The sequence below is a fragment of the Desulfosporosinus sp. Tol-M2 genome (assembly GCF_059735615.1).
On sequence record NZ_JCAIJG010000123.1, the window covers coordinates 77,711 to 92,640 of the forward strand.

Annotated in this window: 12 protein-coding genes; 11 read left to right on the plus strand and 1 reads right to left on the minus strand. The window is 45.4% G+C overall.

Annotation, left to right across the window (positions count from 1 at the left end; translation table 11 throughout):
• Positions 1–259: 259 nt before the first annotated feature.
• Positions 260–451 carry a hypothetical protein gene (locus tag AC6I5A_RS09865; RefSeq protein ID WP_034615078.1) on the minus strand — a complete coding sequence of 64 codons (192 nt, stop codon included), beginning with the start codon at positions 449–451 and terminating at the stop codon, positions 260–262.
• A gap of 90 nt (positions 452–541) precedes the next feature.
• Between AC6I5A_RS09865 and AC6I5A_RS09870 the strand changes: the two genes are divergently transcribed.
• The 11 genes from AC6I5A_RS09870 to AC6I5A_RS09920 all read left to right on the plus strand — a co-directional run bounded on the left by AC6I5A_RS09870 (position 542) and on the right by AC6I5A_RS09920 (position 14,929).
• Positions 542–1,249, plus strand: a complete 708-nt coding sequence (locus AC6I5A_RS09870; RefSeq protein WP_034615080.1) for a CPBP family intramembrane glutamic endopeptidase — start codon at positions 542–544, stop codon at positions 1,247–1,249.
• A gap of 18 nt (positions 1,250–1,267) precedes the next feature.
• Positions 1,268–1,951: a (d)CMP kinase gene (gene cmk / locus AC6I5A_RS09875; RefSeq protein ID WP_034615083.1), complete on the plus strand. Its 684-nt coding sequence runs from the start codon at positions 1,268–1,270 to the stop codon at positions 1,949–1,951.
• Positions 1,952–2,079: 128 nt separating this feature from the next.
• Positions 2,080–4,053, plus strand: coding sequence for a bifunctional 4-hydroxy-3-methylbut-2-enyl diphosphate reductase/30S ribosomal protein S1 (locus tag AC6I5A_RS09880; protein ID WP_034615086.1), 1,974 nt, complete (start codon positions 2,080–2,082; stop codon positions 4,051–4,053).
• 8 nt (positions 4,054–4,061) lie between these two features.
• Positions 4,062–5,231, plus strand: coding sequence for a putative lipid II flippase FtsW (gene ftsW, locus AC6I5A_RS09885; protein WP_052168015.1), 1,170 nt, complete (start codon positions 4,062–4,064; stop codon positions 5,229–5,231).
• Between the two features lie 55 nt (positions 5,232–5,286).
• Positions 5,287–5,919: a hypothetical protein gene (locus tag AC6I5A_RS09890; protein WP_034615093.1), complete on the plus strand. Its 633-nt coding sequence runs from the start codon at positions 5,287–5,289 to the stop codon at positions 5,917–5,919.
• Between the two features lie 86 nt (positions 5,920–6,005).
• On the plus strand, positions 6,006–7,337 hold the full coding sequence (locus AC6I5A_RS09895) for a DUF512 domain-containing protein (RefSeq protein WP_497900646.1): 1,332 nt from the start codon (positions 6,006–6,008) through the stop codon (positions 7,335–7,337).
• Positions 7,330–8,667, plus strand: a complete 1,338-nt coding sequence (gene der / locus AC6I5A_RS09900; protein WP_034615099.1) for a ribosome biogenesis GTPase Der — start codon at positions 7,330–7,332, stop codon at positions 8,665–8,667. Before AC6I5A_RS09895 ends, der begins: the two co-directional genes overlap by 8 nt.
• 2 nt (positions 8,668–8,669) lie before the next feature.
• Positions 8,670–9,683: an NAD(P)H-dependent glycerol-3-phosphate dehydrogenase gene (locus tag AC6I5A_RS09905; RefSeq protein ID WP_034615102.1), complete on the plus strand. Its 1,014-nt coding sequence runs from the start codon at positions 8,670–8,672 to the stop codon at positions 9,681–9,683.
• A 225-nt stretch (positions 9,684–9,908) separates the two neighbouring features.
• Positions 9,909–11,393 (plus strand): stage IV sporulation protein A, encoded by a 1,485-nt coding sequence (spoIVA, locus tag AC6I5A_RS09910; RefSeq protein WP_034615233.1) that lies wholly within the window; start codon positions 9,909–9,911, stop codon positions 11,391–11,393.
• 552 nt (positions 11,394–11,945) lie between these two features.
• Positions 11,946–13,703 carry an acyl-CoA carboxylase subunit beta gene (locus AC6I5A_RS09915; protein WP_034615107.1) on the plus strand — a complete coding sequence of 586 codons (1,758 nt, stop codon included), beginning with the start codon at positions 11,946–11,948 and terminating at the stop codon, positions 13,701–13,703.
• 68 nt (positions 13,704–13,771) lie between these two features.
• Positions 13,772–14,929 (plus strand): acyl-CoA dehydrogenase family protein, encoded by a 1,158-nt coding sequence (locus tag AC6I5A_RS09920; RefSeq protein ID WP_034615110.1) that lies wholly within the window; start codon positions 13,772–13,774, stop codon positions 14,927–14,929.
• Position 14,930 lies beyond the last annotated feature (1 nt).

Genomic DNA, 14,930 nt, shown 5'->3' on the forward strand with positions numbered 1-14,930 from the left:
ACGCAGGAACACGCTTTTTATTACCCAAATTTACTTGTGATATACAAGGTAAAGAATTTTAAGCCCATTCGGTAGTGAATAAAGTTGGTAACGATTGAAGAGGAGCTCTGACTAGTATAAAATAGGAAACTCCGGGAATAATCTCGGAGTTTCGGTTATGGTACACCACGTAGGGCGATTACTTATTGGTGAAAGTAAGTTATACTGGAATTAAGTTAATGGATATGAGGAATATACATCAATTTGGAGGTAATTGGGGCTAGCTCTGTGCGGAAATGTCGGGGTCGTTCTTTATATCCTGCTTATCCTCTTCATCGGGATTACATCCACACCTGCGTGATATAATAGTAAAACCATACTGTTCAGATTTTCGACCGAGTAAGAAAGCTGCCAATAAACTAAGTATAAAGAGAAACCCATGGGTATGAGTGTGTTTTTGATGATAAAACATAGTAACTCCTCCTTTCTTTTGTTCTTAGGATGGCTTTTTTTAACTATATTCATCCAGGGAATTTAAGGAAATTATTTTGGAGGTATGTCAATGAATGAAGAAATCCAATCGAATTTTCTTCTGAAACGTTACTTGAGTTGGGTAGATCTGGTTATAGTTTTAGGCGGGATTGTGTGCATTTATATTATATTGGCTTTTGGAACCTTCTGGTTAATGGAGCGCTGGCCTTATGAACGCTTTTTAATGTATCTTAACGCGTTTCTGACGCAGTTATCTCTTGCCCTCTTGATTTGGACCATGAAAAGAATCCGGCACTGGGAATGGGCGGATTTTGGTTGGCGTTCTGTGCCGCTTAAAAAATTACTGCCAAAGATCTTGAAATTATATGCTTTAACCTGGATTATAAATATTAGTTATGCAATTTTTCTCTACCGGCATGGTTTAACCCCTTCCGATACAGATGTTTATGTCAAATTATTAGGACAAGCCACATGGTATTCCTTGATTCTGAATTTGGTTATTGCGGGCGTATTAGCTCCCATGGTGGAAGAAACGTTATTTAGGGGGATTATTTTTGGATGCTTGCAAGCGTACTTAGGAAAATGGACCTCAGCTGTGCTCAGCGCTATGATTTTTTCCGCTCTTCATTTCCAAGCCTACGGATTTTTCCCGCGCTTTATCTTAGGAATGGTCTTAGTTTACCTTTATGATAAGTATAAATCGCTCTACCCTGCGATAGCGTTACATGGGTTAAATAACATAGTTGCGACATTGATTGCAGCAAGCTTACCGATTTAAAGAAAAGGAGCATTTTGTGTGAAGCAAAAACAACAACAGGTATTGCAAATTGCCATCGATGGTCCTGCAGGTGCCGGTAAAAGTACGGTAGCTAAGCTTGTAGCCAAGCAGTTGAATCTATTCTATGTGGATACCGGGGCTATGTATCGGGCAATCACTTATAAAGTCCTAATAAACCAAGTTCAATTTGAAGACGAACTTAACGTAAGTCAAATTGCCAAAACGGCGGAGGTTGTTCTGGATCATACGGATGAAGGAACGGTCTGGTGTGATGGGGAGAATGTTACACAGGTGATTAGAAGTCCGGAAATTTCTCGCGCAGTTTCTACCGTTGCAGCTTATGCGGGGGTTAGGGAACGTTTGGTTGAATTGCAGCGCAGGGAGGCAGAGCGAGGGGGAGTAGTTATGGATGGGCGTGATATAGGTACACATGTTTTGCCAGAAGCCTCTCTTAAAATCTTTTTAACCGCATCACAACAGGAACGGGCAAATCGCCGATGGAGGGAGCTCGTGAAAGCGGGAAAAAATGTGGTTTTTGAAGAAGTCGCTCAAGATATGCGAAAACGGGATCGACAGGATACTGAACGAGAGGTTTCGCCGCTGGAGCCAGCCCAAGATGCTGTCATTCTTGATACCACGGGTTTGAGTGTGGAAGAAACGGCAGCTAAAATTGTAGCGTTGACGCAGGAGGCTGGAAGATGACCTTATCTTAATTAGCGAAAGGAAAGTGATTTATCGATATAAACTCCTTCAAAATAGCAGGATTTTAAGAACACAGTAGAGAACTTATGCTTTACGATTATTATGGAGATCTATGGAGGTCAATGGTTATGAAAGTCAAACTGGCGGCAAAAGCTGGTTTTTGTTTTGGTGTTAAGCGCGCCTTGGATATGGCGGAACGGACAGTGGAAACTTCATCGGCAGTATCCCTCGGACCACTCATTCACAATCAACAGGTTGTAAAACGCTTGGCGGAGCAAGGAATTCATGTTGTTCAGGCCTTGGATGAGGTATTAGCTGAACAAACCCTGATTATCAGGTCCCATGGTGTAGGACCCAGTGTCTATCAGGGGGCTGAAAATATAGGAATTCAAGTGGTGGATGCGACGTGCCCTTTTGTTCAGAAAGCTCAACGACTGGCTGCAGAGTCTGCTCGGAGGGGGCAGCAAGTAATTGTCATGGGAGACAAACTTCATCCGGAAGTACAGGGAATTCTGGGGTGGGCAGGAAAACAGGCTTTATCCCTTCAAACGCTCGAGGAAGCCAAAGAACTTCCGTTTTACCCGCAACTAGCCGTTTTAGCACAGACAACCCAACTCGCGGAAAGTTTTGCAGGGATTGTCGAAGAGCTAAAACTCCATACTGAAGACCTTACCGTGCACAACACGATTTGTAACGCAACGGCAGAAAGACAAAAGGCTGCTCGTGAGTTAGCGCAAACAGTTGATGTCATGGTAGTTGTGGGTGGGCGTAATAGTGCAAATACTCAAAAATTAGCGAGTATTTGTGCGGAACTCACGAAAACATATTTGATCGAAACAGCGGAGGAATTAGAAGCTGACTGGTTTAAAGAAGCAAAAAGTGCGGGTTTAACTGCAGGGGCTTCTTCACCAGATTGGATAATTGAGGAGGTTTATCAAACAATGTTCGAAATGAATGAAAATGAAATGGATATGGCCAATTGGTTAGGGAGTTTTCAAAATGTTCACCTGGGAGCCAGGGTGACTGGTAAGGTCGTTAAAATAACAAATGATGAGATATTCGTGGATATTGGTTGGAAATCAGAGGGTATCATCCCATTTACCGACGAAAAGGGGATCCGCCAAATACGCGCGGAGGACCTCCTATCCATAGGAGATGAAGTTGCCGCAGTGGTAATTCGTGTTGAAAATGAAGAAGGGTATACCGTCCTTTCTAAACGGCAAGCGGATGAAGAACAAGCACGGGAAAGACTGGAAAAGTTCGCTGAGAGTAAAGAGGAGATTCAAGCAAAAGTCGTTGAGGTTGTCAAGGGCGGTTTGCTGGTTGATGTGGGAATACGTGGTTTTGTTCCTGCCTCACAACTCCAACTCGGTTATGTCGAAGACCTGAACCAGTTTTTAGGTCAAACCCTTCGTCTTCGAATCATTGAATTTGATCCTGCCAAACGGAAAGTGGTTCTTTCCCAAAAAATTATTTTGGAAGAAGAGCAGGCGAATAAACGCAGACATTTATTAGAGACCCTTCAAGTCGGCGATATTGTGACTGGGGTCGTGCGACGGATAGCCGATTTTGGTGCATTTGTAGACATCGGTGGGCTTGATGGACTGCTTCATATTTCGGAAATGGCCTACGCCCGCATCCGGCATCCCTCGGAGATACTTAAAACGGGGGACGTAGTGGAAGTCCAAGTATTAAAATTTGAACACGATACCGGAAAACTATCTTTAGGGCTTAAACAGCTTCAAGAAAATCCGTGGGTTCGGGTGGCCGAAAAATATCCGATAGATTCCATTGTAAAAGGAGTTGTGGTGCGCATCGTTCCGTTTGGCGCCTTTGTGGGGCTTGCAGATGGGGTGGATGGATTACTTCATATTTCGCAATTAGCGGATCATCGCGTCAATAAAGTAGAAGAGGTGCTGAAGGTCGGGGATCAGGTTAGTGCCAAGGTTATTGAATGTAAGCCGGAGGCGAAACGGTTAAGCCTAAGTATGCGCGAGATGGTCAAAGACATTGCTCAAGCAGGTGATAACGAAGCGATTGTCTCGCAATCTGAAAACAATTCAGAAACTATCAATGATGCTTTGGATAAAGATCATGATTAGGGATGAAGATGTCTAAACTAAAACCAACTCGGCCTATTGATTTTCCTATCTTATTTATAACACTTGCCCTCATAGCCTTTGGCTTAATTATGGTCTTGAGTGCCGGGGCAGTGAGAGGGTTTAATGCTACACAAAATACGTATTTCTATGTTTTCAAACAAATGAAGTGGACACTCATCGGTTCTCTTTTTGCGATTGTAGTCATTAAAGTTCCTTATAAGTTTTGGCGTCGGTTCGCAGGAGTGGGCATCCTTATTAGTATCGGCTTACTTATTGCGTTAGTATGTACGGACGCAGGGGATGCGACGTCCGGCTCTGCCCGTTGGATTAAGATTATGGGAATTAATGTTCAGCCTTCTGAAATCACTAAATTGGCTTTGGTGTTGTTTTACGCGCACATTCTGGACCGATATCCGATCAAACGTGGGAAAAATTGGCTCACCCCGCTGGGAATACTGATTCCAGTTTCGATTCTCGTTTTGGGCCTCGTTTACAAACAGCCTGATTTAGGGACGACGCTTGTATTAGCAGCGACCGGTGCTGTTATGTTATTTCAGACGGAACTTCCGACGTTCTGGTTTCTGTTGGCTTGTCCGGCATTTGGACTACCGCTCTACTATCTGATTTGGCGCACTCAGTTTCAAGCCGTTCATTATCAATGGGATAGAATTTTGGCCTGGTTTGATCCTTGGAAATATGCTGATAATATCGGATACCAGATTACAAACGCCGAGATTGCCTTTGGCTCGGGCGGCTTGTTTGGTGTTGGCTTGGGTCGGAGTATGCAAAAATACGGTTTTCTACCAGAAAACCATACAGATATGATCTTCGCCATTGTCGGGGAGGAACTGGGCTTTGTGGGTACCCTGTTTTTATTGTGCCTCATTATTTCGTTATATGCCCGGGCATACCGAGTGATTCGTGAATGTCCGGATCGCTTTGGACGGCTCCTTGGTTTTGGACTGACCTCCTCGTTGGCGATTCAGACAGCAGTTAACCTGTCAGTTGTGACCGGCGTCTTACCGGTAACAGGGATTACCCTGCCATTAATCTCGTATGGTGGGAGTTCCCTGGTTATTACGTTGATTGAGCTTGGTTTGATCTTAAATATATCCCGTTATCGTAATAGAGCTCCATCAAGCCATACTGCAACGAACCTGCGCAACGTCTCGGTGTAAACTCCGCCTAAACGGGAATAATATGAGTATGGGGTCCGTTTAAGGAGGGGTTCATTTGGATTTCCCCTATGGAGAATGGGTGATTCTTTTCTTAGCACTTGCTGCTTGGACCGAAAAACGAGCCTCTCGACGGTTTTTTCTGATGCTGCTGGGCACCTGGCTGCTAGGAAAATGTGGAGAGGTAGTTTTTCCTTCGACAACACTTTGGCACTGGCACTACGCGCGTCTGGCGGTCATGCTGGCTTTTTGGGCATGGGCTTGGCAACGTGCTGAACGGCGGATCTTACCGCTCCTCTTGACAAGCTTTGTCTTAAGCATGGAAACGCTTTTTCTCGTGAATGCACCTGGGGTTATTCCCTACGAATCTTGGGTTTATACCGTTGTACCGGTCTTTGCCGCCTGGTTGACCGCGCACTCCTTTTGGGGAACGGCCGCTGCTTTTACAGGGAGCGTCCTTTTGAACCAAGTCTTCAGGCGTTTTACTTATGAGGGGATTGTGAGACTTGCGGATTTCCCTGATCCATTTGTTTGGAATTTCGGTGTGGGCTTGTTCACAGTTTGGGCAGGACTTCGTCTGGCATGGCTGTATTATTTTGAAAAAGAAAGAGAAACGGAGATCGTCGAACAGCTGTTGCCTGCGAATGGAGGAAAAGTCTACGAATCTTCAGAAGAACAAGAACTCCTGTAGCAGGTGTGTGAATTTTGTAGTACCTGGGAACGATTATTGGCTGGGATGATATGATCTGATCTGGAATGTCAGGAGGATGGAATTTATTGCCTAGGGGGCTTGTGGTTGCAGCGGTTGACCTTGGGAGTATTGCTGAAGAAATGGAGATTCAAGTCGGAGATCGCGTTCTTAGTGTGAATGAAGAAGAACTTAACGATATCATTGACTTTCAGTTTGGCATCTCGGAAGAAAAATATACTCTGCTTATTGAAAAACCAAGTGGTGAGCTGTGGGAGATTGACATAGAGAAGGGTCCTGGGGAATTCTTAGGGTTAGAGGTAGAGACAATAAGTGCCGAGGGGCTAAAGGTATGTCGTAATAATTGTATGTTTTGTTTTATTGCGCAAATGCCCAAAGGGATGAGGGCAACGCTTTATGCTAAAGATGACGATTACCGCTTATCGCTGACCCAGGGGAGTTTCATCACCCTGACTAATTTGAGTGAGCAGGATTTAGAACGAATTTTTCGAATGCATCTAAGTCCGCTTTATATTTCTGTTCACGCCTGGAATCCAGAGGTTCGGGTCTGTCTTATGAAAAACCCGCAAGCGGGAAAGCTGCCGGAACAAATCAAACGTTTGGCTGAGGCTGGAATTGTCGTCCATGCTCAGGTTGTCTTAGTCCCGGATTATAACGACGAAGATGTGTTGAGGGAAACAATCGAACGGTTAGCTGAACTCTATCCTGCGGTACAATCGATTGCTGTAGTCCCGGTGGGGTTAACTCGCTACCGCGAACAGCTTACACCACTGCGCGGATTCTTGTCGGCTGAAGCGAACAAGGTCTTGGATCAGGCGGAGAGGTGGCAAAAGCGCTTCTTTGAGCAGACGGGCCGACATCTTGTCTATTTCGCCGATGAATTTTACGTTTTGGCCGGACGAGAGTTTCCTGAGGCTACACTTTATGATGATTTTCCGCAATTAGAAAATGGGGTGGGAATGGTCCGGAAATTTATTACTGAGCTGGAAGTTGCCTGGAGGAAATTGCCGGAAGCAATAATAGAACGTCATGTGCATCTTATTACCGGAACATCAGCTAAAGGCTTTTTTGAACTGTGGCGGGACCGTTTGATGGAGCAAGTAAGTGGTTTGAAGCTCACGGTCCACGCGATCCGCAATGATTTTTTTGGTTCATCCGTCACGGCTGCGGGCTTAATTACGGCTCAGGATGTAGCCCGTCAATTAGGAGATTTGTTGGGTGGTGAGTTTCTTATCCCGCGTGTTATGCTTAAGGCCGATGAAGACATCTTTCTCGACGATCTGAGCGTGCAATGGTTGGAAGAAAAGGTTAATGGCAAGGCGCGTATCGTCGAAAACGATGGGCTTTCATTCTTAGAACATGTGATCGGATATTCTTTGGAGGTGGAATGCTGTGAGTAAACCCGTTGTAGCCATCGTGGGACGCCCGAATGTCGGCAAGTCAACGTTATTTAATCGCATCACCGGCGGACTTGTGGCCATCGTGGAAAATATACCTGGCGTGACGAGAGACCGACTTTATCGCGATGCGGAGTGGCTGGGACATAAGTTTGCCTTGATTGATACCGGGGGAATAGAATTTAAAGATGAAGGGACGCCAATCGCCGCTCAGATGCGCCGGCAAGCGGAAATTGCCATGGAAGAAGCGGATATCGTAGTTTTTGTGGTGGACGCCCGATTACCTCCTACGCCGGATGATGAGCTGATTGCTCGTACTTTGCGACGGTCTGGAAAACCGGTCTTACTCGCTGCGAATAAAGTAGAAAATTTTGAACAAGTTGAAGGCCAACTCTACGACTTCTTAAGTTTGGGCTTAGGAGAAGCAATTCCCATTTCGGCAGTACATGGTCTGAATACCGGTGATTTGCTTGACCTGGTGATTTCAAATTTACCAAAGAATACTGAAGAAGAGTATGATTCTGATGTGATCCGGATTTCTGTTATTGGACGGCCAAATGTCGGAAAATCGTCCTTGGTTAATATGATGCTCGGGAAAAACAGGGTTATCGTCAGTAACATTCCGGGAACAACCCGGGATGCCATAGATACTCCCTTTGAACAAGATGGGAAGCATTATGTCCTCATTGATACCGCAGGGATGCGTCGTAAAGCGCGCATAGATAAATTAACCGAGCAATACAGTGTTGTACGTTCTCTGCGTGCGGTCGATCGCTCTGACGTGATCCTCATGCTTATCGACGCTGTGGATGGAGTTACGGAACAGGACAAAAAGATTGCCGGGTATATCCATGAAGCAGGCAAAGCAATTATTTTGGTGGTCAACAAATGGGATCTCGTTGAAAAGGATGAGAAGACCATTAACAAATTCGAAAAGACTATTCGCGAAGAATTAGGGTTTATGCAGTATGCACCAATGATATTTATTTCGGCTTTAACGGGACAACGGATCACAAAAATTATTGAGCTTGTGGATTTTGTCGCCGAACAAAATGCAACCCGTGTGACGACGGCCACTTTGAACACCTTACTGAGAGAATGGCTCCATCTCAACCCGCCTCCGACCGATAAAGGGCGGCGTTTAAAGGTCCGCTACCTGACGCAAGTTAGTGTTAAGCCCCCGACATTCGTTTTTTTTGTCAATGACCCGGAACTGATGCACTTTTCCTATAAACGTTATTTAGAGAATCAGATGCGGAAACATTTCGGGTTTGAGGGTACTCCGATCCGAATTATCATTCGACAGAAAGATGAAGAGAAGGAGAAGGATTAAATATGCCTAATGTAGCGGTTTATGGGGCTGGAAGCTGGGGGAGCGCATTGGCCGTTGTCTTAGCGAATGCAGGTCATCAGGTTGCGCTCATTGGTCGTCATGCGGATGAGATGGGGTTAATGAGCAAACATCGTGAAAATGTACGTTATTTGCCGGGCGTTGTTTTGCCCCCAGGAGTTCTGCCGACAACGGATCTTTCACTTTTAAACGGCGATTTGGTTGTTTTCAGCGTACCATCTCATAGTGTCAGACAAGCTGCCCGTTTGGTTAAGCCTTATCTGAAGCCGGGTTGTATCGTAGTCAATACGGCCAAGGGAATGGAAGAAGGGTCACACCTCCGTCTCTCTGAAGTATTAACGGGGGAGCTTCCTCATCATCCGATTGCCGTGTTGTCCGGTCCCAGTCATGCGGAAGAGGTCGGACAGAATATGCCGACAACCGTAGTGGTTGCCTCAGATGTAGAAAATGCCAAAGCAGTTCAAGACCTGATGATGACGCCGGAATTTAGAGTGTATACGAATCCTGATGTCATCGGGGTTGAACTGGGAGGGGCTTTAAAAAATGTTATTGCTGTGTGCACCGGGATTGCCGAGGGGTTAGGATTTGGGGACAACACCAAAGCGGCACTCATGACCAGGGGATTAGCGGAGATTGTACGCTTGGGAGTTGCCCTGGGGGGAAACCCGATGACCTTCGCAGGCTTATCGGGAGTTGGTGACCTCATTGTTACTTGTACCAGCAAGCACAGCCGAAATCGCCGGGCCGGTGTCGCTCTCGGGCAGGGGAAGTCATTAGAGACGGTGCTTCAAGGTGTTGGCATGGTGGTGGAAGGGGTTAGGGCAGCCCGTATTGCCTATCAGCTTAGTAGAGAGAACAATATTTCGATGCCTATTACAGAACAAGCTTATAAAGTACTGTTTGAAGGTGCCGATCCAAAAGTTGCCGTAGCGGATTTGATGATGCGGGGGAAACGCCATGAACTTGAAGAAGTAATGGAAATGAACTGGTTCAATTAATTCATATTTAGATAATTGTTTCATAAATGTAGAAGAGGTATAAAAACCTTTTCTACGTTTTTTATTGTGATGTCATATTTGTCCAAAGGAACCAATATACTTATATTGCTTAAGGTGCTAGTCCGGTTATCGGGAAGCCACTTGTTACTGGGAGGTGGAAGGGGAGATAAGGTGGAGGCCCTTTCCCAAATTGGGGACAGCACTCAAAAGGGAGGGAAAATACTAATGGAAAAAGTAGACATTTTTCGAGATATTGCTGAACGTACAGGGGGCGATATCTACCTCGGTGTCGTCGGGCCAGTTCGCACAGGAAAGTCCACCTTTATCAAAAGATTCATGGACCTCCTAGTTCTGCCCAACATCCAGGATGCTTTTGAGCGGGAGCGTGCCAAAGATGAGCTTCCTCAAAGTGGGAATGGAAGAATGATCACGACGACAGAACCCAAGTTTATTCCATCAGAATCCGTGGAAATTGTTGTTAAAGACTCAATTCATATGAATGTACGTATGGTTGACTGTGTGGGATACACAGTAGAAGGTGCTTCAGGGTACGAGACAGAAGACGGTGAAGAGCCCCGCATGATGAAAACATCCTGGAGTGACGAACCTATGTCCTTTCAGGCTGCTGCTGAAATGGGTACCCGTAAAGTCATCAGTGATCATGCCACGATCGGAATCGTAGTTACGACGGATGGAACTATTACGGATATTCCACGGGAGGCTTATCAGGATGCCGAGGAACGGGTCATTTCTGAACTCCGCCAGCTGGGAAAACCATATGTAGTGATCTTAAATACAACTCATCCCTATGCAGAAAACACGCGGGAAATAAGCCGTTCTCTCGAGGAGAAATATGGGATACCTGTTATTCCAGTGAATTGTCTGGAAATGAATAACGATGACATCACCCAGATTCTTGAAGAAGTACTGTATGAATTCCCCGTAGCTGAAGTAAATATTGATCTGCCAAAATGGGTTGAGGAACTCGACCCCGCTCATCAAGTACGGGCTGCTTTTGAAGAAACTGTGCGCAAAGCGATCGAAGGGGTACGGCGTTTGCGGGATATTGATCAAGCCTTGGATGCCTTGACCGAATGTGAATATGCTCAAGATGTTCTCCTTAAAGAGATGAACCTGGGGACCGGAGTAGCCAATGTTGAAATCACCGCTGTCGAAGGGCTCTTTAAAACCGTCCTGCAAGATCTCTCCGGGATGGAAATTGAAGGAGATCATACGTTGCTTCGCTTGGTTTTAGACTATAGTAAGGCTAAGAAAGAATGGGATAAACTCTCAACGGCTATTGAAGAAGTCCATATCAATGGATATGGCGTTGTTACACCCCAACTTGATGAAATGTTTCTGGAAGAACCGGAACTTGTGAAACAAGGGGGGCATTATGGGGTCAAGCTCAAAGCAAGTGCTCCGTCGTTGCATATTATAAGAGCGGATGTTACGACAGAAATAACGCCCTTGATCGGAACGGAAAAGCAAGCCGAAGAACTTGTGAAATATATGCTTGATGAGTTCGAAAGTGATCCGAAGAAGGTCTGGGAGTCGAATATTTTTGGCAAATCCTTGCATAATCTGGTGCGGGAAGGAATTCAGAATAAACTCTATAAAATGCCGGAAAATGCCCAACATAAGCTGCAAGATACTTTACAACGGATAGTCAATGACGGCAGCGGAGGGTTAATCTGCATCATAATCTAACAAAGATTAAGTATGAAATCAAAGAAGCGTATTAAAAGGACGTTGGAATGCAGCTCGTGCGGTATCCAGCGTTCTTTTCTGTTGATTAAATATTACCGCAGGCACTCAAGACGATCGCGTAGGATTCTTCCGGCACGGATGCATAACAGTATTGTAATTTGTGAATAAATGATATAATGTAAGGACAGACAAGGCTGAATATGCATAATTGCAAAGGACTGAAATGTGGAGAATCCAGGAGAATCTAGGAGATCATCCCATACCTGAGAACTATTATGGATATCCTAGCGTAAATACTAAATAATAGTACAAAGGCAAATTTGAATATGCCTATGCGCAAATGCATACTTATTTGTCCTTGAGTCAATTTATCTTTACAAGGTGTCGGGAAAATCTCTAAGGAGGAGGTGGTGAAATCATAGGGTAAAGATTGTTACTGAAGTACCCATTACCTGGTATATTTTGGTTAAGTTTTGCCCTCGTAAAATGCTTACATGCCTATGCGGTTAAACTTTAGTTGATGATAAGAACAAACAGGGGGGATATTTATTAATGGATAGGAAGCAAACAGCTTTGCGCCCTTACTTCGAAAAAATGGACGATATTGGGAAACCCTTGAGTGCCGGGGAAGTAAAGCGGAGTGCGGCAAACGTTAAATTTATTCAAGAACAAGAGGATATTATTAACGCTGCAATAGAAAAGGTTAAGAACGCCGGTTCTTCTTCTGAATCAATCAGGAAAAGAGGCTGGATGACCGTTTGGGATAGATTGGAATATCTTGTGGATCCCGGTACCTGGTGTCCCCTGCATACCCTTTTTAACCCGAACGATAACGAAGAAGGTTGTACGGGGGTTATTGACGGTCTGGGTAAAATTGAAGGAAAATGGGCAGTAATTATTGCTTTTGATAATAAAGTCATGGCAGGGGCTTGGATTTCCGGCCAATCCGAGAATATTTTAAGAGTAACCGACATGGCTAAAAGGCTGCATATTCCTCTAGTCTGGCTCACTAATTGCAGTGGGGTTAAATTAATGGAGCAAGAGAGAGTCTATGCTAATCGGCGGGGAAGCGGAACTACTTTCTTTAGACATGCGGAACTGAACCGTCTGGGGATTCCTGTTTTAAATGCTATTTATGGTACAAACCCTGCCGGGGGAGGTTACCAGGGAATTAGCCCTACAATCCTTTTGGCCCATAAGGATTGCAATATTGCCGTGGGCGGAGCGGGAATTGTGGGCGGGATGAATCCCAAAGGCTACTTTGACGAGGAATCGGCCCAACAATTAATCGATGCTACGAGGGGATTCGTCGCAAAGCCCCCGGGACGGGTAGAAACTCATTTTGATGAGACTGCTTATTTTAGGGAAGTTTATGATGCCGAAACGGGCGTTCTGGATGGGATCAAAGATTATATGAAGGGTATGCCGGTCTTCGACCCCAAAGTGTTTAGGGTGGCAGAACCTGCCGAACCTAAGTTCCCTGTTGAAGATTTAAATATGATCGTTGCATCTAACCAAAAAAGAGCCTATGATGTTATTCAATTTTTGGCTCGTCTGACGGATAATAGTGAATTTATGGAGTACAAGCCTGGTTACGGTCCGGAGGTATTCACAGGGATAGCTAAAATTGACGGCTTCCCGGTTGGATTCATCGGCAACGTACAAGGAGCGTTACTGAATTATCCGGAGTATGCAAATGGAGCCTATATGGGGATCGGCGGTAAACAATATCGTCAAGGGCTGATCAAGCAAAACGAATTTGTCACCCTCTGCGGTCGCGATAACTTGCCGATAATCTGGATTCAAGATACTACCGGGATTGATGTTGGAGATATCGCCGAGAGGGCTGAATTGCTCGCTCTGGGTCAAAGCCTGATTTATTCAATCGAACAAACGGATGTCGCTATGATGTGTATTGTCCTGAGAAAAGGATCCGCTGCCGCTCATTATATTATGGGTGGTCCTCAAGCCAATGAAAATAACGCCTTTACCCTGGGAACACCGTTGACAGAAATTTATGTCATGCATGGGGAAACTGCCGCTGCCGCTTCTTATGCCCGCAGGCTGGTCAAGGAACAAGATGCCGGTCGCGATTTAGGACCGACTATTGAAAAGATGAATCAAATGGTTAAGGATTACAACGATAAATCAAGGCCGGTATACTGTGCTCAGACAGGGTTTGTGGATGAGGTGGTAACCCTGCCGGATTTAAGAAAATATTGCGTGGCGTTTACGTGCGCTAATTATCAAAACCCCAAATCTATTACCCCGATCCATCAGATGATCTTACCGAGGTCGATCAAGGGCTAGGATTGTCCGGGTAATATCTTCGGTGAGATTTTTTAAAGAATAATTTTATTTTAGGGGAGGAACACATAATGGATTTTGCATTAACCGATGAACAAAAAATGATTCAGGATATGGCTCGCAAGTTTGCGGAAAAGGAAATAGCTCCTTATGTGGAAGAAGATGAAGATAACCATTACTATCGCCGTGAGATCCTCACCAAAATGGGTGACGAGGGCTTGTTGGGATGGAACCTGCCGGAAGAGTACGGCGGAAACGGCATGGGCTGGATGGAAGGTGTGCTGGCTTTATACGAAATATCCAAAGTGCATACTTCCTGGAGGTTAAGTGTCAGCGGCAATGTCTGGGGACCGGCCATGACCATTAATGAGTGGGGTACTGAGGAACAAAAGCAAAAGTATATCCCTGGTCTTCTAAGTGGGAGATCTGTAGGCAGTTTTGCATTAACCGAAGCTAACACAGGTTCCGATGTGGCCAGTATGAAAACTTTTGCCGAAGATAAGGGTGACCACTGGTTGGTGAACGGCACCAAAATGTGGATCTCCGGCGGCCATACCTGCGACGTGGGACTTCTCTATGCGGCCACGGAAAAAGGCGGCGGAACCAAGGGGCTATCCTGTTTCATCGTTGACTACAATAACACCCCGGGCATTACGCGAATTCCCATTCTCAAGAAAGTTGGCATGTGGCCTGCTCCGACTTCGGAACTGGTGTTTGAGAATGCGGTGCTCCCGAAGGAAGCCCTTTTAGGTCCCAAGAATAAGGGTTTCCTGGTTTGCATGTGGATGTTAAACAACACGCGCATGGGTTGTGCTACCGGTTCGGTCGCGCTTTCCGCAGCTTGCCTGGAGGGCGCCTGTAAATATGCGATGGAACGTACGCAGTTTGGCGTACCGATTGGGACGTATCAAATGATCCAGCAACAGATTGCCGATATGAAGCTCGAAGATGAAGGGGCCTTATATATGCTTTACCATGCTGCTTGGCTAAAAGATAACAAATTGCCCAACCAACAGGCAACTTCGATGGCTAAGCTGGCCGGTTGTAATGCAGCAGTTCACGGGGCAAACATGGCAATGAAGATTTACGGGGCCTTTGGGTATTCGACCGAATATCCATGCGGCAGATGGCTTCGCGATGCCAAACAGTTTGAAACTCTGGAAGGAACCTCCAATATTCATAATCAGATTGTGGCTAAAATCGAACTTGGTATCCAACCAAATAGATAGT